Here is a 21348-nt window from a genome sequence, read left to right on the forward strand (position 1 = left end):
TAAACATGAGGGAAGGGCTGGACTACACGGTGTCCGAAATTCAGTTGACCGAAGCCAGTTTGAACGAGGCGGCCGACGCCGCGATCAAGGCTTTCGACGGTGCACAAAACCTAGATGAACTCGCAGCACTGCGCCGCGACCACTTGGGTGATGCAGCACCTATTCCGCAGGCACGACGCTCGCTAGGATCTATTCCTAAAGATCAGCGCAAGGATGCGGGCCGCTTTGTCAACATGGCACTTGGTCGCGCAGAAAAGCACTTTGCTCAGGTCAAGGTTGTTTTGGAAGAAAAGCGCAACGCAGAAGTCCTAGAGCTTGAGCGCGTTGACGTGACCGTTCCAACCACCCGTGAACAAGTTGGTGCACTGCACCCCATCACGATTCTTAATGAGCAGATCGCAGATATCTTCGTGGGCATGGGCTGGGAAATTTCCGAAGGCCCTGAAGTTGAAGCAGAATACTTCAACTTCGATGCGTTGAACTTCCTTCCTGATCACCCAGCTCGCACCCTGCAGGACACCTTCCACATTGCACCTGAAGGATCCCGCCAGGTACTGCGCACCCACACCTCACCAGTTCAGGTGCGCACCATGCTAAACCGTGAAGTCCCGATCTACATCGCCTGCCCTGGCCGAGTATTTCGCACCGATGAACTAGATGCAACGCACACACCAGTGTTCCACCAGATCGAAGGACTTGCTGTAGATAAGGGCCTGACCATGGCTCATCTGCGCGGCACCCTAGATCATTTGGCTAAGGAACTGTTCGGCCCTGAAACCAAGACCCGCATGCGTTCCAACTACTTCCCATTCACCGAGCCTTCCGCAGAGGTCGATGTCTGGTTCCCTAATAAAAAGGGTGGCGCAGGATGGATCGAGTGGGGTGGCTGCGGCATGGTCAACCCAAATGTGCTCCGCGCAGTGGGCGTTGACCCAGAGGAGTACACCGGTTTTGCTTTCGGCATGGGCATTGAACGCACCCTGCAGTTCCGCAACGGTCTAAGCGATATGCGCGACATGGTCGAGGGCGATATTCGCTTCACCCTCCCATTCGGCATTCAGGCTTAACCCAATCCCGCACACGATTTTTATTTAGGAGCTAAATCCACCATGTTGATTGCACAAAACTGGGTGACGGGACTGCTCGGTCACGCTAATAAAGGATGGCAGGTACCTGCATCTGAACTAGATTCAGGTTACGTCCGCGTTGGTTTTGAAACCGAAGGCTACTGGCCGATCCCAGAAACCACTGGCCCGTTGGTTATTGGCCGTGTGGAAACAATTGAAGAACTCACCGGATTTAAAAAGCCAATCCGCCACTGCCACGTTAATGTTGGCGACGCCAACGGCACTGGTGAATTGCAGTCGATTGTTTGTGGCGCCCGCAACTTCGCAGAAGGCGACACCGTAGTTGTATGTCTACCTGGCGCTGTTCTTCCAGGCGATTTCGCCATCTCTGCACGTGAGACCTACGGCCGCATGTCTGCTGGAATGATCTGCTCAGCTTCAGAACTTGGGTTGGCAGATAAACAAAACTCCGGAATCATCACCCTGGATCCTTCATACGGTGAGCCAGGACAAGACGTGCGTCAAGTACTTGGCCTTGAAGATACTGTTTTTGATGTCAACGTCACCCCTGACCGCGGCTATGCACTGTCAGCTCGTGGTCTGACCCGCGAGCTAGCTTCTGCATTCAACTTGACCTACAGCGACCCAGCACTTGATCCTGCTGTTGCAGGTATTGAGGTTAAGGTTCCAGCCGTTGAAGGTTCCCTGATCAACGTTGAGCTGCGCGAAGAAACCAAGGCTGTGCGTTTTGGTCTGCGTAAAGTCTCTGGAATTGATCCTAAGGCAGAATCGCCATTCTGGATGCAGCGTGAGCTCATGCTTTCTGGCCAGCGCCCAGTCAACGCAGCCACCGATGTGACCAACTACGTCATGTTGCTGCTCGGCCAGCCAATGCACGCATTCGATGCAGAAAAGATTGCTGGCGATTTGGTCGTCCGCAACGCTACCGCTGGTGAAAAATTTGAAACCCTCGATCACGTCAAGCGCACCTTGAATGAACAAGACGTTGTGATCACCGATGACAACGGAATCCAGTCCCTGGCTGGCGTCATGGGCGGATTGACCTCCGAAATTTCTGACACCACCACTGATGTCTACTTCGAGGCTGCGACCTGGGACACCATCACCGTTGCGCGCACCTCCCGCCGCCACAAATTAAGCTCTGAAGCTTCTCGACGCTTCGAGCGTGGCGTTGACCCTGCCATCGTGGAAATTTCCCTCGATATCGCAGCAACTCTTCTCGTAGAGATCGCCGGCGGCACCATCGAAGCTGGTCGCACACTTGTTGGTGACGTCCCTGCCATGCAACCGATCACCATGAAGGTCACCCGTCCTTCAGAGCTTGCAGGCGTTGACTACTCCGCAGAAACTGTGATTGCTCGCTTGGAAGAAGTCGGATGCACCGTCGCTGTTTCCGGCGATACTTTGGAAGTAACCCCTCCAACCTGGCGCGGTGACCTCACCATGCCTGCTGATTTGGTGGAAGAAGTACTTCGCCTTGAAGGTTTGGAAGCAATTCCAACGATCATCCCGCAAGCACCTGCAGGTCGTGGACTATCAGATGCACAAAAGCGCCGTCGCGCCGTTGGTCACGCATTGGCATACGCCGGATACGCTGAAATCATCCCAAGCCCATTCATGGATCCAGAGGTCTTTGATGTGTGGGGACTTGCCGCAGACGACGAGCGCCGAAAGACAGTGGGAGTTCTCAACCCACTTGAAGCAGACCGCAATGTTCTAAGCACCACACTGTTGCCATCGATGTTGGATGCTGTAAAACGCAACGTTGCCCGCGGTCACAACGATTTCTCCCTGTTCGGGCTTCAGCAGGTCGCATTCGAGCACGGTTCAGGCGTTTCCCCCATGCCATCCGTTGCCTCCCGCCCAGATGAAACCGTTGTTGCAGAACTCATTGATTCCCTGCCAACCCAACCACTCCACGTGGCAACTGTGGGTACCGGCAACATTGAGTTCGAAGGACCATGGGGCAAGGGGCGCGCCTACACCTACGCCGACGCCATCGAATCAGCGCGTGCCGTCGCCCGCGCTGCCGGAGTGACGTTGGAGCTGGCCAACGCAGATGCCCTTCCTTGGCACCCAGGCCGTTGCGCTGCATTGCTTGTCGACGCCACCCTCGTCGGATACGCCGGCGAACTCCACCCACAAGTGTTGGAAAAGGCTGGTCTACCAGCTCGCACCTGTGCAATGGAACTGGATCTCAGCGCATTACCACTGGTGGAAAACCTTCCAGCACCAGTATTGTCCTCCTTCCCAGCCCTGCACCAGGACATCGCTTTGGTTGTCGATGAATCAATCCCAGCCGAAGACGTCCGCGCAGCCGTTGAAGCAGGAGCAGGCGAACTGATTGAAAAGGTTGAGCTTTTCGATATTTACCGCTCCGAACAGCTCGGCGAGAACAAGAAATCACTTGCGTTCTCCCTGCGTTTCCGCGCTGGTGATCGCACCCTCACCGACGAAGAAGCCAACGAGGCACGACTTCAGGCCGCTGAACTTGCCAAGGAGAAATTCAACGCAGAAATGCGTGGCTAGTTCCGCATAAAGGGAAAGGCGCCCCGGTAGATGATTCTATCGAGGCGCCTTTGCTGTGGTTGGATTTTCAGAATTTGGTCGGGGGCGGTTTCTAAACCAGCACATTCGACCAAATCCATAAGAGCTCACAAGGTTCTTGGTCGCCAGATCAAATTCGCAGAGCCAGAAACGATCATATTTGACCAAAAATCTGTTCTATATTTGCTGTCTTGGTTTCTAGAGGAAATGAAGCATAAAACTTTAATTTTTGGGCTTAAAAAGTGACCTCGCAGAATCGCGCGTAACGTCCTTGCAAGCACTATGTAATGCAAATACCCATCTGAAATCTTCGGTCCCTCAAACGGCCTATAAAGGGCGATTGGTGATGGTCAGGTGGTATTTGGTATTGGTGCTTCAAGGGGCTTGGCCGCCTGGTCTAGTGGGGTGCCAAAACTTAGGGGAGTGACCTCATAAATTGCCTAGTAATGATCTCGAACTTTCGAACTGTTGGGGGTTAGTCAGTGGGGGAGCTTAGAGATCAATTAATTTCTGCTAAGTCTCCCAAAATACAGGGGTGGGTGTTACTGTTGTGACTGGAGTGAATTGATTGGCAGGCAAATATATCTGATTCAACGATCGCCTGTTATTGTTTTGAAAGTCGAATAACAGTCCCACAACAGTTCCCTAAAAGGTGCGAGCGGGAAAAGGAGAAACAAATATGGCTCAGCGAAAACTGGCCTCTGTGATCGGTGCAGCAGTTGCAGCATCTGCGCTATTGGCTGGATTGATGACCCCTGCGGCGGCGCAAAGCAGTGGTGGAAGCTCATCAACCGATATCACTCGAGCACTAACATCCAGCGCAGGAGTTGCTGACAGTCGTGCTCCTGAAGGTGGTGCAAAGGTCGTTGTTTTCGGTGATTCCCATACTTCTGGCACCAATGCTCCCTTCCGCACTGATGAGCGCGGCTGCTTGAAGGGTGCAAACAACTGGGCTGATCAGTTGCAATGGCAGCTTGGTCTAGGCGCAGGAGACTTGATCGATGTCTCTTGCTCCGGTGCATCCATTAACTCTGATGGATTCCACTTCTCTGATGAAGTTCGCCAGGCTGAAGCCCGCGGAGCAATTGGTCCAAACACCACAGACATCTTTATTCAGCTGGGAAAGAACGACCAGTGGGGTCGTTCAAGCGTTAACTTGCTACAGTCTGTACAAACCTGTTTGTTGGATGTGATGGTTGGTTGTGGAGACCGTGCAATTGCCTCTGGAAAAATGCAAGATCCAAACGCTGTCACCGCTGAAAACTATGCATCACGCATGAAGCCGGTCATTGACTACTTGAAGTACTACGCACCAAACGCGGAGATCACCTTGGTTGGATACCAGGAATACACGCCTCGTGGTGGAAGCCAGGTATGTGTTCGTCTTGGTGGAACCCCATTGGTGAAAAATGATGCACCTGCACTTGTATCATTTATGAATCAGCTGGATATGGCCATCGGTGGCGCTGCTGGAATCTTGGGCGTAAACCATGTTGATCTGCGTACTGCCACCGAAGGACACGGAAGCTGCTCCAATGATCCATGGGTCAACGGTGTATTTGATGCACGCGCAGAAATCTTCGGCGGTCCGTGGCACCCATCTGTTAAGGGTGACTCGGTTACTGCAGGAATCTTGCGAGATCGAGTTAACGCCTAAAGATGTCGTCGAAAAGCATTACCGGCAAACGCCCGAACCTCCCGTCGCTTACTGGGGCGCGGTGGCTCGCGGCGCTTGCTGTTTATTTCCTCCACGCACTGGTGTTTTTGTCGGTGTACCCGTTCCAAAAGTCGGAGCTTTTTGCGACGATCCATAAATTTGTGCCCATGCAGCTGGGCTCTGCGGGTGTGACATTCTTTTTCATCTTGTCTGGATTTTTGATCTACTGGTCAAATAGTCAGCTCAAGGGTTTTAAAAATGTGATCTACTACTGCAAACGTCGCATCACCAAAATCTATCCCATGCACCTTATTGCTCTAGCGATGTTCATCGTTGCTTCGGCAAAATTCACCACCACTGGTATTGCTTGGGTGCTCGATTTCGCACGCCTGGAACTATGGCTGCCAAATGCGTTGCTGATTCACACCTGGAGTCCGCACTGGGTAACTCTTGGTGGATTGAACGTGCCATCCTGGTCGCTCGGCGCTGAAATGTTGTTCTATCTGACTTTTCCTTTATTTATTCCGCTGGTTCGGAAGATTAAAGGCGTGGGCAATTGGTGGGCATTTGCCATTACCTTCTTGGTGAGTCTCGCACTGATTACCTTCATTCACTTCTATGCAGATGGTCCAAAGGGAATTGAAAACTTCTTCGTGCCTCGCCTATGGGACACCGATGTTTCACCAGTAGCAGAAGCTCACGCAGACCCAGTGTGGTTTATGCAAGAAGAAATTCCAGTACTGGAATCCTATTGGCTGTCTTATTATTTCCCAGCAACCAGGCTCATTGAGTTCTACCTGGGTGTATTTGGCGCCAAGCTTGTGGCTGAAGGAATGTTCAAAAACACGAACATCACCATTCCACTGATCGCACTTGCTGCATCTTTTATTGCAACGTGGTTCGTGCCGCTGGCTTTTAAGATGTCTGTCATTATGTCACTGCCGATGGCCTTTGTTGTGGCAACCCTGGCGGTTAGGGATATTGAAGGTAAAAGCGGGGAAATCGCCTCGCCACGAGCTGTACTTTTGGGCAATATCTCCTTTGCCTTTTATATGGTTCAGTTCCCAGTCATGGTATTCGTACAGCGATACTTCATTGCAGGTAAAGAATTTGGATTCTTCGGCTGGGCGTTCTTCGCAGTGGTGTGCTTCATCGTGTCCGTGATACTTGCCTGGGTGCTCTTCACCTTCGTCGATGATCCACTGATGAAGGCCACGGCGAGGAAAAAGGGGAGTAGGCGCCTGAAACAGTCCAATATTTTAGTCCGCGACTTAAAAGTTTTATTCGGAAAAAGTCCGCGAAAGCAGTTAAATGTTGAGACTCGCGCTGAAAAACCCACAGAAAACACCGAAGCTCCGGCTAAGGTGGCAACCGGTATCAAATCTTAAGAAATCTTAGGGAAGGAAAACATATGACTATTTACCGAAAGATGGCAGCCTCCGCTGCAGCTTTGGCACTGTCAGCATCCTTGGTCGCGTGTGGCGACTCTGAGGAAAGCACCGAGGAGACTACCACCACTTCCTCTTCTACCACCTCCTCAAGCTCTTCAAGCAGTTCTAGCGCTGTTGCAACTTCTGAGGAAGCACCAGTCGTCGAAGAACCAGCAGCTGAAGTACCAGCTGAAGAGGTCCCTGCTGAGCAGGCACCAGCAGAACAAGCACCTGCACCTGTTGAGCAGGCACCGGCTCAAGAAGCACCAGTTCAGCAAGCTCCAGTTCAAGAAGCACCTGCACCAGTCGAGCAGGCTCCAGTTCAAGAAGCACCTGTCCAGGATGCTCCACCTGAGCTTCCTGGCGGTGGCGGCGGACACGCTGGCTACTAAAAGGTCTTCTTGCGATACCCACTTACAGTTTTCTTTCTGTAGGTGGGTTTTGTGTTTTCTTGGCGAGGTTGAGAATGCATCTGATCTGGATGGTGTACAAGGGGCGACTTCTTACTGGCGCCATCGCAGAGGGCGACTTCACGGTAGCGACTTCTTGGGTGCGTCTTCTCGTGCTCAACTTCACGTCATGCGACTTCAGTGGGCCGGGGTGGATTTTGCTAGTGATGTCGGGGGTTAAGAAGTCGTCAACGTGAAGTCGCCCTGTTAGAAACTGATCTACCATTGAGGCAATCCCACACCAGGGTTGCTAAAGGGAATGGATGCCGTACACCACCACAGAGCAATCCCCATGGGTGGATCCCTGACCGGTTCACAACCCGGGTTCGCTAAAAATTTGATGCGGAAAAAATTTTCCAAAAAATTATTATGAATAATTTGCATGATCATGCATAACGTGTATGGTGTAACTATGACAATCAAGGTTGCAATCGCAGGAGCCAGTGGATATGCCGGCGGAGAGATCCTTCGTCTCCTTCTAGGCCATCCAGCTTATGCATCTGGTGAGTTGGAAATCGGAGCACTAACCGCAGCATCATCTGCAGGTAGCACAGTGGGCGAAATTATGCCTCATATTCCACAATTGGCAGATCACGTTATTCAAGACACTACAGCTGAAACTTTAGCTGGCCATGATGTGGTTTTTCTGGGACTTCCGCATGGATTTTCCGCAGAGATCGCGCTTCAACTCGGACCGGATGTCACGGTGATTGACTGTGCTGCAGATTTCCGTCTGCAAAATGCTGCGGACTGGAAGAAATACTACGGTTCAGAGCATCAAGGCACTTGGCCCTATGGAATCCCGGAAATGCCTGGTCACCGTGAAGCACTGCGAGGATCTAAGCGTGTAGCTGTACCTGGATGTTTCCCAACTGGTGCAACTTTAGCTCTTCTCCCGGCTGTGCAAGCAGGATTGATTGAGCCGGATGTGTCAGTAGTGTCTATCACTGGTGTATCTGGTGCAGGTAAGAAGGCATCTGTTGCGCTGCTTGGTTCTGAAACCATGGGATCGCTGAAGGCGTACAACACGTCAGGTAAGCACCGCCACACTCCTGAAATTGCTCAGAATCTCGGTGAAGTCACTGACCAGCCAGTTAAGGTGAGCTTTACTCCAGTGCTTGCACCATTGCCTCGTGGAATTCTCACCACTGCGACTGCGCCATTAAAAGAAGGTGTTACCGCTGAGCAAGCTCGTGCAGTGTATGAAGAATTCTATGCACAGGAAACCTTTGTGCATGTTCTTCCCGAAGGTGTTCAGCCGCAAACTCAAGCTGTTCTTGGTTCCAATATGTGCCACGTGCAGGTTGAGGTCGACGAGGCAGCGGGCAAGGTTCTTGTGACCTCAGCTATTGATAACTTGACCAAGGGAACTGCTGGCGCAGCTGTCCAGTGCATGAACCTAAGCGTTGGCTTTGATGAGGCAGCGGGTTTGCCACAGGTCGGCGTCGCACCTTAAGTCTTAAGCAGCCAGTAAACACATACAACACATTTAATTACTTAGGAGTTCCACATGGCCGATAAAGGCATTACCGCGCCGAAAGGTTTCGTTGCTTCTGCAACGACAGCGGGTATTAAAGCTTCCGGCAATCCTGACATGGCGTTGGTGGTTAACCAAGGTCCAGAGTTTTCCGCAGCGGCTGTGTTTACTCGTAACCGAGTGTTCGCAGCACCGGTGAAGGTAAGCCGCGAAAACGTTGCTGATGGCCAGATCAAAGCTGTGCTTTACAACGCGGGTAATGCCAATGCGTGTAATGGTCTGCAGGGTGAGAAGGATGCTCGTGAATCTGTCTCCCATGTAGCAAAGAACCTCGGCTTGGATGATTCCGATATTGGTGTGTGTTCCACTGGTCTTATCGGTGAGCTTTTGCCCATGGATAAGCTCAACACAGGTATCGATCAGCTAACAGCTGAGGGTGCTTTGGGAGACAATGGTGCAGCTGCTGCCAAAGCGATTATGACTACTGACACCGTGGATAAAGAAACCGTCGTGTTTGCTGATGGCTGGACTGTTGGTGGAATGGGCAAGGGCGTGGGCATGATGGCGCCATCTCTTGCCACAATGTTGGTTTGTTTGACCACAGATGCATCCATTACCCCGGAGATGGCTCAGATTGCGTTGGCAAATGCCACGGCAGTCACTTTTGACACTTTGGATATTGATGGATCAACCTCCACCAATGACACCGTGTTTTTGCTGGCATCTGGAGCTAGTGGCATCACCCCAAGTCAAGATGATCTTAATGATGCTGTCTATGCAGCATGTTCCGATATTGCTGCGAAGTTGCAAGCTGATGCAGAAGGTGTAACCAAGCGTGTTGCTGTGACTGTGGTGGGAACCACTAACAATGAACAGGCAATCAATGCGGCTCGTACAGTTGCTCGTGACAACCTGTTCAAGTGCGCAATGTTTGGTTCGGATCCCAACTGGGGTCGCGTGTTGGCTGCAGTCGGCATGGCTGATGCTGATATGGAACCTGAGAAAATTTCTGTGTTCTTCAATGATCAAGCAGTGTGCCTTGATTCCACTGGTGCGCCTGGAGCTCGTGAGGTGGATCTTTCTGGAGCTGATATTGATGTCCGAATTGATTTGGGCACTGGAGGAGAAGGCCAGGCAACAGTTCGTACCACTGACTTGAGCTTCTCCTATGTAGAGATCAACTCCGCATACAGCACCTAAGAAGTACAGCACCTAAGAAGTAAGGAAAAGGGCACAGGCATGAATGACTTAATCAAAGATTTAGGCTCCGAAGTGCGCGCAAATGTCCTCGCTGAGGCATTGCCGTGGTTGCAGCATTTCCGTGACAAGATCGTCGTCGTGAAATATGGTGGCAACGCCATGGTTGATGATGAGCTGAAGGCTGCTTTTGCTGCTGACATGGTGTTTTTGCGAACCGTGGGAGCAAAGCCTGTGGTGGTGCACGGTGGTGGTCCGCAAATTTCGGACATGCTTAATCGTGTGGGGCTGCAAGGTGAGTTCAAGGGCGGTTTCAGGGTCACCACTCCTGAGGTGATGGAGATTGTCCGCATGGTCCTGTTTGGTCAGGTCGGCCGTGATTTGGTTGGTTTGATTAACTCTCATGGACCTTATGCGGTGGGTACTTCTGGCGAGGACGCGGGTCTTTTCACTGCAGAAAAACGCATGGTCAATATTGATGGCGTGCCAACTGATATCGGTTTGGTTGGAGATATCGTCAACGTTGATGCTTCACCACTGATGGATCTGATTGAGGCCGGTCGCATTCCTGTGGTGTCCACGATTGCTCCTGGTGAAGATGGACAGATCTACAACATCAACGCTGATACTGCAGCTGGAGCTCTGGCTGCAGCGATCGGTGCTGAGCGCCTGTTGGTTCTGACCAACGTGGAAGGTCTATACACCGATTGGCCAGATAAGAGCTCATTGGTGTCCAAGATTAAGGCCACGGAGCTGGAGGCCATTCTTCCGGGGCTTGATTCCGGCATGATCCCTAAGATGGAGTCGTGCTTGAATGCGGTGCGTGGGGGAGTAAGCGCTGCGCATGTTATCGATGGTCGCATCGCGCATTCAGTTTTGCTTGAGCTTTTGACCATGGGCGGTATTGGCACGATGGTGTTGCCGGATGTTTTCGATCGTGAAAATTACCCAGAGGGCACTGTATTTAGAAAAGATGATAAGGATGGGGAACTGTAAATGAGCACGCTGGAAACTTGGCCGCAGGTCATTATTAATACCTATGGCACCCCGCCAGTTGAGCTGGTGTCCGGCAAGGGCGCCACGGTCACCGATGAGCAGGGCAATGTTTATATCGATTTGCTTGCCGGCATCGCCGTGAACGCGCTCGGACACGCTCATCCTGCCATCATCGAGGCAGTCACCAACCAGATTGGCCAGCTTGGCCACGTCTCAAACTTGTTTGCCTCCAAGCCGGTCGTCGAGGTTGCGGTCGAGCTCATTAAGCGTTTTTCGCTTGACGACGCCACCCTCGCCGCACAAACCCGCGTCTTTTTCTGCAACTCAGGCGGTGAAGCAAACGAGGCAGCTTTTAAGATTGCACGCTTGACTGGCCGCAATCGGATCTTGGCTGCAGTGCATGGTTTCCACGGCCGGACCATGGGGTCACTTGCGTTGACTGGCCAGCCAGATAAGCGTGAAGCATTCCTCCCCATGCCAAGTGGCGTGGAATTTTACCCATATGGCGATACTGATTACCTGCGCAAATTGGTAGAAACCAACCCCACTGATGTGGCCGCTATTTTCCTGGAGCCAATTCAGGGTGAGACGGGAGTTATCCCAGCTCCTGAAGGTTTCCTAAAATCAGTGCGTGAGATCTGCGATGAGCATGGCATCTTGATGGTTACCGATGAAGTCCAAACGGGTATTGGCCGTACCGGAGATTTCTTTGCACACCAGCATGAAGGTGTTGTTCCAGATGTTGTGACCATGGCTAAGGGGTTAGGCGGTGGCCTACCGATTGGCGCATGCTTGGCTACTGGTGGGGCAGCTGAGTTGATGACTCCAGGTAAACACGGCACAACCTTTGGCGGAAACCCGGTTGCGTGTGCTGCTGCTCAAGCAGTGCTGTCTGTTGTAGATGATGCATTTTGTGCAGAAGTCACCCGCAAGGGTGAGCTGTTTAAGGAACTTCTCTCCAAGGTGGACGGCGTTGTAGACGTCCGTGGAAGGGGCTTGATGTTGGGCGTGGTGCTGGAGCGGGACGTCGCAAAGCAAGCTGTTCTTGATGGTTTTAAGCACGGCGTTATTTTGAATGCTCCAGCTGAAAATATTATCCGCTTGACTCCGCCGCTGGTGATCACCGACGAAGAAATTGAAGCCGCTGTCAAGGCTATCGCCAAGACAATCGCATAAAGGAACCTCACTACTTATGACTTTTCAACCCAATGTTCGCCATTTTTTGGCTGATGATGATCTCACCCCTGCAGAACAAGCTGAGGTGCTCAACCTTGCAGCAAAGCTTAAGGCAGAGCCTTTTTCTGAGCGTCCTTTAGAGGGGCCAAAATCAGTGGCGGTGCTTTTTGATAAAACCTCCACGCGTACCCGTTTTTCCTTCGATGCAGGTATTGCGCATCTAGGTGGACATGCCATCGTCGTGGACTCGGGAAGCTCACAGATGGGCAAAGGCGAGACTCTGCAGGACACCGCTGCTGTGTTGTCCCGTTATGTTGAGGCAATTGTGTGGCGAACCTACGCGCACGATAATTTCCATGCCATGGCAGAAACCGCAACGGTGCCGCTGGTGAACTCGCTGTCTGATGATCTGCACCCATGCCAGATCTTGGCGGATCTGCAAACCATTGTGGAAAACCTATGCCCTGAAGAAGGTCCAGCCGGGCTTAAGGGCAAAAAGGCTGTTTATCTAGGCGATGGCGATAATAATATGGCCAACTCCTACATGATTGGTTTTGCCACCGCTGGTATGGATATTTCCATTATCGCGCCAGAAGGTTTTCAGCCTCGTGCGGAATTCGTGGACCGTGCAGTAAAACGCGGCCAGGAAACCGGAGCGAAGATCGTTATCACCGACAGCCTTGATGAGGTTGCTGGCGCTGATGTCGTAATCACTGATACTTGGGTATCAATGGGTATGGAAAATGACGGCATTGATCGCACCACTCCTTTTGTGCCTTACCAGGTCAATGATGAGGTCATGGCAAAGGCAAATGATGGCGCTATCTTCTTGCACTGCCTGCCTGCATACCGAGGCAAAGAAGTAGCAGCTTCAGTGATCGATGGACCAGCGTCCAAGGTTTTTGACGAGGCAGAAAACCGCCTCCACGCCCAAAAGGCTTTGCTGGTGTGGTTGCTGGCTAATCAGCCGAGCTAATCAGCCGAGCTAATCGCCTAGTACTGAGGTAGAAAATGTCACTGAGTCCAACGCCAGAAAACTTAAATCCCGTGACGCGTACTGCACGCCAAGCGCTCATCTTGCAGATCTTGGATAAGCAAAAAGTCACCAGCCAGGTGCAATTGTCTGAATTGCTGCTAGATGAAGGCATCGATATCACCCAGGCCACTTTGTCTCGAGACTTAGATGAATTAGGTGCCAGGAAGGTTCGCCCCGATGGTGGGCGTGCCTACTATGCGGTTGGTCCAGTAGATAGCACTGGTAGGGAAGACCTCCGGGGTCCTTCTGAAAAGCTGCGTAGAATGCTGGATGAACTGCTGGTTTCTACTGATCATTCTGGAAATATGGCGGTGTTGCGCACTCCACCCGGCGCGGCCCAGTACTTGGCTAGTTTTATCGATAGGGTGGGTTTGAAAGAAGTCGTTGGCACCATCGCTGGCGATGACACCGTTTTCGTTCTTGCTCGTGATCCGTTGACGGGTCGGGAGCTTGGGGAGCTTTTAAGCGGGCGGACAAACTAGCTGCAAGCTAGTTGCACAGCCAGTCGCGCAGCTAGTTCAATCCCTAGTTTAAGGCTCGTTAATGCAGGCAGGTAAGGTATAGCTCGAGTGTTTTTTCGAGGTATATCACGCCTTTCAACACAATAATTTTCTTTAAAAACGCACCCTTTTAGCCCACGTGGTTAAAAGGAGCATAAATATGAAGGAGCACACCTCATGACTAACCGCATCGTTCTTGCGTATTCCGGCGGTTTGGATACCACTGTGGCAATTCCATACCTGAAGAAGATGATCGATGGTGAAGTCATCGCAGTTTCCCTCGACTTGGGTCAGGGTGGAGAGAACATGGATAACGTGCGTCAGCGTGCACTTGATGCAGGCGCTGTGGAGTCCATCGTTGTTGATGCTAAAGACGAGTTCGCTGATGAGTACTGCCTGCCAACCATCAAGGCTAACGGCATGTACATGAAGCAGTACCCACTGGTTTCTGCTATTTCTCGTCCTTTGATTGTTAAGCACCTAGTTGAGGCTGGTAAGCAGTTCAACGGTACCCACGTTGCACACGGCTGCACCGGTAAGGGTAATGATCAGGTTCGTTTCGAGGTCGGTTTCATGGATACCGATCCAAACCTGGAGATCATTGCACCTGCTCGTGACTTTGCATGGACTCGTGACAAGGCTATTGCCTTTGCTGAAGAGAACAATGTTCCAATTGAGCAGTCCGTGAAGTCTCCTTTCTCCATTGACCAGAACGTCTGGGGCCGTGCTATTGAGACCGGCTACCTGGAGGATCTGTGGAATGCTCCAACCAAGGACATTTACGCTTACACCGAGGATCCAGCTCTGGGTAATGCTCCAGATGAGGTCATCATCTCCTTTGAGGGTGGTAAGCCAGTATCTATCGATGGCCGTCCAGTCACCGTTCTGCAGGCTATTGAAGAGCTGAACCGTCGTGCAGGTGCACAGGGCGTTGGTCGTCTTGACATGGTTGAGGACCGCCTTGTTGGTATTAAGTCTCGTGAAATTTACGAAGCACCAGGTGCAATCGCGCTGATCAAGGCTCACGAGGCGTTGGAAGATGTCACCATCGAGCGTGAACTTGCTCGCTACAAGCGCGGCGTTGATGCTCGTTGGGCTGAGGAAGTATACGACGGCCTGTGGTTTGGTCCTCTGAAGCGTTCCCTCGACGCGTTCATTGACTCCACCCAGGAGCACGTCACCGGCGATATCCGCATGGTGCTGCACGCAGGTTCGATCACCATCAATGGTCGTCGTTCCAGCCACTCCCTGTACGACTTCAACCTGGCAACCTACGACACCGGCGACACCTTTGACCAGACCCTGGCTAAGGGCTTTGTCCAGCTGCACGGCTTGTCTTCTAAGATCGCTAACAAGCGCGATCGCGAAGCTGGTAGCAACTAAAGTCACCACCGATTCAGTTACATCACCGACATTGAAGAAAGTAGAAGATCAACACATGGAACAGCACGGAACCAATGAAGGTGCGCTGTGGGGCGGACGCTTCTCCGGAGGACCTTCCGAGGCCATGTTCGCCTTGAGTGTCTCCACCCATTTCGACTGGGTTTTGGCCCCTTATGATGTGTTGGCCTCCAAGGCTCATGCCAAGGTGCTGCACCAAGCAGATCTACTTTCTGATGAAGATCTCGCCACCATGCTGGATGGCCTTGATCAACTGGGCAAAGATGTAGCCGATGGCACCTTCGGGCCACTACCATTTGATGAAGATGTCCACGGTGCTATGGAACGCGGCCTCATTGACCGCGTCGGTCCTGAGGTGGGAGGCCGCTTGCGTGCAGGACGCTCCCGCAACGATCAGGTAGCAACCCTGTTCCGCATGTGGGTCCGCGACGCTGTGCGCGATATCGCGCTTGGAACAACAGAGCTTATCGACGCCCTGAGCGCCCAAGCCAAGGCCCATGCCGATGCAATCATGCCAGGCAAAACCCACTTTCAGGCAGCTCAGCCAGTGCTGTTGGCACATCAGCTGCTAGCACATGCCCAGCCATTGTTGCGCGATATTGATCGTATCCGTGACCTGGATAAGCGCCTGGCTGTATCTCCTTATGGTTCCGGTGCACTGGCTGGTTCTTCCTTGAAGCTCAACCCTGAAGCTATTGCTGAGGAACTAGGCTTTGATTCCGCGGCTGATAACTCCATTGATGCCACCAGCTCCCGCGACTTTGCATCTGAGACCGCATTCGTGCTGGCACAGCTGGCCGTCGATATGTCTCGTTTGGCTGAGGAAATCATCGCATGGTGCACCCCAGAATTTGGATATATCACCTTGTCTGATTCCTGGTCCACCGGTAGCTCGATCATGCCGCAGAAGAAGAACCCTGATGTGGCTGAACTAACCCGCGGTAAAACCGGACGATTGATCGGTAACTTGACTGGTTTGCTTGCTACGTTGAAGGCGCAGCCTTTGGCTTACAACCGTGACCTGCAAGAAGATAAGGAACCTATCGTTGATTCGGTTGCACAGCTTAACCTGCTGCTTCCTGCGATGACTGGCCTTGTCTCCACCTTGACCTTCAACACCGAGCGCATGCGTGAACTTGCTCCTGCAGGTTTTACTCTGGCAACAGATCTAGCTGAATGGATGGTGCGCCAAGGTGTGCCATTCCGTGAAGCACATGAAGCATCAGGTGCATGCGTGCGCATCGCAGAAGCCAGGGGAGTAGACCTGATCGATCTCACCGATGAAGAACTTCAAGGTGTCGATCCTCGACTAACCCCTGAGGTTCGTGAAGTACTCACCATTGATGGTGCTGTTGCCTCACGTGCAACGCGCGGTGGAACCGCGGGTGTGCGGGTTGCGGAGCAACGCGCTCGCGTGGATGCTGCAAGTACCGCTCATGCGGAATGGGCACGTGTGGGGGTTCGTCGATAAGCAGCATTTTATGGCCTGTACAGCTCTCCGATTGCGGGAGTTGTGCAGGCCATTTATTATCAACGCATGAATAGATCCTCTGCTTACTCAAAGAAACCTCGAGGCAGAGGATTTTCCGTATTTTTAGGGATCATTTTGGTGGTCATTGCGGTGTTCGCCACGTTGGTGGGACGCGGAACCATCACCATGCCAAAGATCTTCGGATCAAATAACTTAACCGAGGTCAGTGCAGTAATCGGCTCTGAAAAGAAGGAATTTTTTCAAGATCCAGAAGTAATTGAAGCCTTCGCGAAGCACGGTTTTGAAGTCAATGTGGATACTGCCGGATCACGCCGCATTGCCACCGATGTCGATTTGAGCCCTTATGATTTCGCGTTCCCGTCCTCTACACCGGCTGCGCAAAAAATTTCAGAATCCCACACCACAACAGGCCGGTTCACTCCTTTCTACTCACCGATGGCCGTAGCCACCTTTGGAACGATCACCGACATGCTGCAGGCGCGGGGAATCGTAAGCGCAGGCACCGTGGATTTGGGCAGGTTAATAGATGAAACCCAAGCAGGCACCCGGTGGAGCGAAATAAGCACGAACTACCCATCAAACCGAGTCGTGCAAATTTCCACCACCGATGTGCGCACCTCCAATTCCGCGGCGATGTATCTCTCCATGATGTCGTGGGTAAAAAATAACGGCACAACGATCAGCAGCATTGCAGAAGCCGATGCGTTGATCCCGGAGCTTAGCCAGCTGTTTGTGGGCCAAGGATATACCGAAAGCACGTCTGCTGGGCCGTTTGATGAATACCTTTCGCAAGGCATGGGAGCCAAACCAATGGTGATGATCTACGAAGCGCAATTTTTGGCAGAACAAGCCAAAGAAAACTCGCGGATTACAAGCGACATGGAACTGATTTATCCAAGCCCCACCGTCTACAGCACCCACACAGTGGTGAGCTTGAGTGAAGTGGGCGCAGAGATCGGGCAGCTGTTGGAAACCGACGACACCCTGCAACGATTAGCCATCAAGCATGGATTCAGGCCTAAGAATTCCGCGATGATTGCGGAAGAAGGGATGTCGAATCAGATGCCTAACAACCTCAATCTCATCGACCCGCCAGATTATGACTTTTTAGAACGACTCATTGATGGCGTGGGGGCATCTTATAATGTCCTTCCGGTAGAAGAGGATGCAGATCTATGAAAACTTTCCTAAAATCGCTAGCTCTGGGTGTGAGCATGGTGCTGCTGGCAGGTTGTTCGACGGTGACACTGGGTGCTGGCAGTGGCAGTCTCGGCGGTGGGTCTAGCGACCCGTTGAAGATTGTGGCCGCCACCGAGTTGGAAGATTTACAACCTGCGATCGAGCAGGCTTCGAATGAACTGGGCTTTGATATTGAGTTGAGTTTTCCGGGCGGAACCCTCAGCAACAGTCAAGCGCTGAAAGACGGCGAATTTGATCAGGATTTTGATGCCACCTGGTTTGCCACCAACCGTTACGTTGACCTGATCGGCGCCTCGGCAAAACTGGGCGAAACCACCAAAATTGCGACATCTCCCGTGGCTATCGCTGTGAAAACTGACCTGGCAGAGGATTTGGGTTGGGATCAGCGCCAACCAACGTGGGAGGAATTAGGTGAAGCTGCTGGGGATAGAAATTTCACTTTTGGCATGACTGATCCCGCGACATCCAATTCTGGATTTTCCGCCTTGGTGGCCATGGCCACGGCATATGCAGATACCGGCCAAGCCCTCAACGTCAACGACATCCCCGCGATCGCTGCGCCGATGTCTGAATTCTTATCGGGCCAAACCATCACTTCTGGTTCGTCTGGTTGGCTCAAAAATACGTTTTTGGAACAACCTGACCGTGTTGATGCGATCATCAACTATGAATCCGTTCTGCACACCATGATCACCGAGGACAACGCCGATATCACCGTCGTTGTTCCCGCAGATGGCGTTGTCAGCGCCGATTATCCGCTGTCCACCATCACCGGATCTGACCAGGGCGAGCAGGTAGCAGCGCTTGCCGGCTGGTTTGCCGAGCATCCGGAAACGCTCACAGATGCTTATCGACGTCCGACCACCGCAAACGCACCGCTCCCAGCGGAGCTTAGCGCCCAAACGATCATCGAAGCTCCCTTCCCAGGGAGCAAATCAGTAACAGATGCACTAATAGATGCTTACTCCAACCAATTCCGAGTGCCCGGAGAAACAACGTTTGTTCTCGATGTCTCCGGATCCATGCAAGGTGAGCGCATCAGCTTATTAAAAGAGACCATGTCGGATCTGATCACAGGTGATGCAACCACAGATCTTGCCAATGTCTCCCTGCGTGAGCGTGAAAAAGTTACGATCATTCCTTTTAGCTTCACCCCACATGAAACAATCAACGAAACTCTCGGGCACGTAGACAGTCCAAGCCGGGTTGATCTTGCACAGCAAGTTGATGCTTTGCAAGCCGATGGTGGCACCGGAATTTATGATGCAGTCCTTGCCGCATATTCACAATCGGTTGCCGTTGACTACATCCCCTCAATCGTGCTGATGACAGATGGAGAACTTACCGCTGGCCGCACCTACCCGCAGTTCTTAGAAGAATGGACTGCTCTTCCAAATAATATTCGTTCCATCCCCGTATTCGTGATCCTTTACGGTGAAGCAAATGTGGCGGACATGGAACAATTGGCCACAACTACCGGTGGCAAAACCTTTGATGCCTTAAACGGCGATCTCAACGAAGCATTTAAGGAGATTCGTGCCTACCAATAATGCAGGATCCTTCTTCTTTTCCCGCAAAAATCTTGCAGGAATCGCAATTGCAACCTTGATCATTGCGCTGCACCTTTTAATTGGGCTTGGAGTGTTTTGGCCAATTGTTGCAGTAGCTGGATATGGGGCAGCAGTGGCTCTTATCCCAAGTAAACCGCAACAACAAGCGAGTATTCCTACATTGGAGAGCCCCGCCACCCTTGCAGCCAGAGCAAAAGAACTAGTGAGCTCATTGTCGCGCCATGGTGCGGCCACTCCTGCTGTAGAGGCGCTCGACGACCTTAATCAATCGCTGCAACTGGTAATCGAAAACTGGTCACGCCTTAACAACTTCCCAGAGCATCAAGTAACCATCCGATCGATTATCAACCAATACATTCCAGGTGTTATTGATGCCTACTTGTCTATCCCGACCCGCAATGATCCACGAGCTGTAGAAGACCTCATCGAGTCATTTACATTATTGAACTCTGAAACGATGAAAATCTTCAACGCAATCCAAGAACAAGGCTTAAATAATCTAGAAGACCACGGCCGCGCCCTTCGTATGCAATTCGGCCAACTACCAGAAGACTTCAAAGAATAGCGCCTGAATGCAACTTTGTTTTTCACGCCAAGTAGGATGATCCGTATGAGTCTTGATCCACAGCTTCTTGAAGTCCTGGCCTGCCCAAAGGACAAGGGCCCGCTTCGATATCTGGAGAGCGAACAGCTCTTGGTCAATGAACGCCTCAACCTGGCCTATCGCATTGACGACGGAATTCCGGTGCTGCTTATCGACGAAGCCACCGAGTGGACCCCCAACAACTAGAAGTACATCAAGGATCTTTTAACATCATGAACATCATCGACGAACTCTCCTGGCGCGGATTAATCAACCAATCCACCGATCTGGATGCCCTCCGCGAGGAAGCTTCAACCCCAATCACCCTGTACTGCGGATTCGACCCCACCGGTCCATCCCTCCACGCAGGACACCTCGTGCCTTTGCTCATGCTGAAGCGCTTCCAACAAGCAGGCCACAACCCAATCGTGCTTGCAGGTGGCGCAACCGGCATGATCGGCGACCCCCGAGATGTTGGCGAACGCACCATGAACTCGGCCGATACCGTCTCTGAGTGGGCTGAGCGCATCTCCGGACAGCTCAGCCGATTCGTAGATTTCGACGGCGAACACGCAGCCCGCCTGGTAAACAACGCCGAGTGGACCAACGACATGTCAGTCGTGACTTTCCTTCGAGATGTAGGAAAGCACTTCTCACTCAACACCATGCTTGCCCGCGACACTGTCAAGCGGCGCCTTGAATCCGACGGCATTTCATACACTGAGTTCTCCTACATGTTGCTCCAAGCCAACGACTACGTTGAGCTCAACAAACGCTTTGGATGCACTCTGCAGGTTGGTGGCGGTGACCAATGGGGCAACATCGTCTCCGGAGTTGACCTCAACCGACGCGTCAACGGATCTTCTGTCCACGCAATCACCGTGCCTTTAGTCACCGACTCCGAAGGTAAGAAGTTTGGTAAATCCACCGGCGGCGGAAGCCTGTGGCTGGATCCAGAAATGACCAGCCCATACGCTTGGTACCAGTACTTCATCAATGCAGCCGACGCTGACGTAATCCGCTACCTCCGTTGGTTTACTTTCCTTAACCAGGAAGAACTAGCGGAATTGGAAGTCGAAGTAGCAGAACGTCCATTCAAGCGTGAAGCACAGCGACGCCTAGCCCGCGAAATGACCAACCTTGTCCACGGCACCGAGGCAACCGTAGCAGTCGAGTTGGCCGCACAAGCACTATTTGGTCGCGCTGAACTTCGAGACCTTGATGAAAAGACTCTTGCCGCATCGGTTTCTGAAACTGAAGTTGCAGAAATCAAGGCAGGGGAGCCACGCACCATCATCGACCTTTTGGTGGCCAGTGGTTTGGCAGAATCCAAGGGTGCAGCAAAACGTGCAGTCAAGGAAGGCGGTGCGTACGTAAACAACGAACGCATTGAATCTGATGATTGGGAACCTGCTGCTGAAGACCTGCTCCATGGATCGTGGCTGGTACTACGCCGTGGCAAGAAGAATTTCGCTGGAGTTCAAATTCTCGGCTAAGTCACAGAGAAAAACAGGGTGAAGATCAATATCTGATCTTCACCCTGTTTTA

At 52.1% G+C, this 21348-nt stretch carries 18 protein-coding genes; all 18 read left to right on the plus strand.

Annotation, left to right across the window (positions count from 1 at the left end):
• Window positions 1-5 precede the first annotated feature (5 nt).
• The 18 genes from pheS to tyrS all read left to right on the plus strand — a co-directional run bounded on the left by pheS (window position 6) and on the right by tyrS (window position 21296).
• A complete protein-coding gene (pheS, locus tag N24_RS07510; protein ID WP_197702381.1) occupies window positions 6-1067 on the plus strand; it encodes a phenylalanine--tRNA ligase subunit alpha in 1062 nt (353 codons plus the stop codon).
• Window positions 1068-1109: 42 nt separating this feature from the next.
• A complete protein-coding gene (gene pheT, locus N24_RS07515; RefSeq protein ID WP_096455721.1) occupies window positions 1110-3617 on the plus strand; it encodes a phenylalanine--tRNA ligase subunit beta in 2508 nt (835 codons plus the stop codon).
• Between the two features lie 697 nt (window positions 3618-4314).
• Entirely contained in the window at window positions 4315-5292 is a 978-nt protein-coding gene (locus tag N24_RS07525) for an SGNH/GDSL hydrolase family protein (RefSeq protein ID WP_096455725.1), read from the plus strand.
• 2 nt (window positions 5293-5294) lie between these two features.
• The gene (locus N24_RS07530) at window positions 5295-6680 is read left to right on the plus strand and encodes an acyltransferase family protein (protein ID WP_096455727.1); all 1386 of its coding nucleotides are present in this window, start codon (window positions 5295-5297) and stop codon (window positions 6678-6680) included.
• A 23-nt stretch (window positions 6681-6703) separates the two neighbouring features.
• Window positions 6704-7114 carry a hypothetical protein gene (locus N24_RS07535; protein WP_096455729.1) on the plus strand — a complete coding sequence of 137 codons (411 nt, stop codon included), beginning with the start codon at window positions 6704-6706 and terminating at the stop codon, window positions 7112-7114.
• 469 nt (window positions 7115-7583) lie between these two features.
• Window positions 7584-8627, plus strand: coding sequence for an N-acetyl-gamma-glutamyl-phosphate reductase (argC, locus tag N24_RS07545; RefSeq protein ID WP_167382058.1), 1044 nt, complete (start codon window positions 7584-7586; stop codon window positions 8625-8627).
• 54 nt (window positions 8628-8681) lie between these two features.
• Window positions 8682-9848, plus strand: coding sequence for a bifunctional glutamate N-acetyltransferase/amino-acid acetyltransferase ArgJ (gene argJ / locus N24_RS07550; RefSeq protein ID WP_096455735.1), 1167 nt, complete (start codon window positions 8682-8684; stop codon window positions 9846-9848).
• A gap of 39 nt (window positions 9849-9887) precedes the next feature.
• Complete coding sequence (gene argB / locus N24_RS07555; RefSeq protein ID WP_096455737.1) at window positions 9888-10841, plus strand: acetylglutamate kinase; 954 nt, start codon at window positions 9888-9890, stop codon at window positions 10839-10841.
• Window positions 10842-12017, plus strand: a complete 1176-nt coding sequence (locus N24_RS07560; RefSeq protein WP_096455739.1) for an acetylornithine transaminase — start codon at window positions 10842-10844, stop codon at window positions 12015-12017.
• A gap of 16 nt (window positions 12018-12033) precedes the next feature.
• The gene (gene argF, locus N24_RS07565; RefSeq protein WP_096455741.1) at window positions 12034-12993 is read left to right on the plus strand and encodes an ornithine carbamoyltransferase; all 960 of its coding nucleotides are present in this window, start codon (window positions 12034-12036) and stop codon (window positions 12991-12993) included.
• A gap of 35 nt (window positions 12994-13028) precedes the next feature.
• The gene (locus N24_RS07570) at window positions 13029-13535 is read left to right on the plus strand and encodes an arginine repressor (RefSeq protein WP_096455743.1); all 507 of its coding nucleotides are present in this window, start codon (window positions 13029-13031) and stop codon (window positions 13533-13535) included.
• Window positions 13536-13730: 195 nt separating this feature from the next.
• Entirely contained in the window at window positions 13731-14936 is a 1206-nt protein-coding gene (locus tag N24_RS07575; RefSeq protein ID WP_096455745.1) for an argininosuccinate synthase, read from the plus strand.
• Between the two features lie 55 nt (window positions 14937-14991).
• A complete protein-coding gene (gene argH, locus N24_RS07580; RefSeq protein ID WP_096455747.1) occupies window positions 14992-16425 on the plus strand; it encodes an argininosuccinate lyase in 1434 nt (477 codons plus the stop codon).
• 66 nt (window positions 16426-16491) lie between these two features.
• Window positions 16492-17625: a hypothetical protein gene (locus N24_RS07585; RefSeq protein ID WP_096455749.1), complete on the plus strand. Its 1134-nt coding sequence runs from the start codon at window positions 16492-16494 to the stop codon at window positions 17623-17625.
• The gene (locus N24_RS07590; RefSeq protein ID WP_096455751.1) at window positions 17622-19196 is read left to right on the plus strand and encodes a vWA domain-containing protein; all 1575 of its coding nucleotides are present in this window, start codon (window positions 17622-17624) and stop codon (window positions 19194-19196) included. The genes N24_RS07585 and N24_RS07590 overlap by 4 nt, the downstream gene beginning before the upstream one ends.
• Window positions 19183-19782, plus strand: a complete 600-nt coding sequence (locus N24_RS07595) for a hypothetical protein (protein ID WP_096455753.1) — start codon at window positions 19183-19185, stop codon at window positions 19780-19782. Before N24_RS07590 ends, N24_RS07595 begins: the two co-directional genes overlap by 14 nt.
• Before the next feature lie 45 nt (window positions 19783-19827).
• On the plus strand, window positions 19828-20007 hold the full coding sequence (locus N24_RS07600; protein ID WP_003861608.1) for a Trm112 family protein: 180 nt from the start codon (window positions 19828-19830) through the stop codon (window positions 20005-20007).
• A 26-nt stretch (window positions 20008-20033) separates the two neighbouring features.
• Window positions 20034-21296, plus strand: coding sequence for a tyrosine--tRNA ligase (gene tyrS, locus N24_RS07605; protein WP_096455755.1), 1263 nt, complete (start codon window positions 20034-20036; stop codon window positions 21294-21296).
• Window positions 21297-21348 lie beyond the last annotated feature (52 nt).

Origin of the sequence: Corynebacterium suranareeae (assembly GCF_002355155.1) — a bacterium.
In the GTDB taxonomy this organism is placed as follows: domain Bacteria; phylum Actinomycetota; class Actinomycetes; order Mycobacteriales; family Mycobacteriaceae; genus Corynebacterium; species Corynebacterium suranareeae.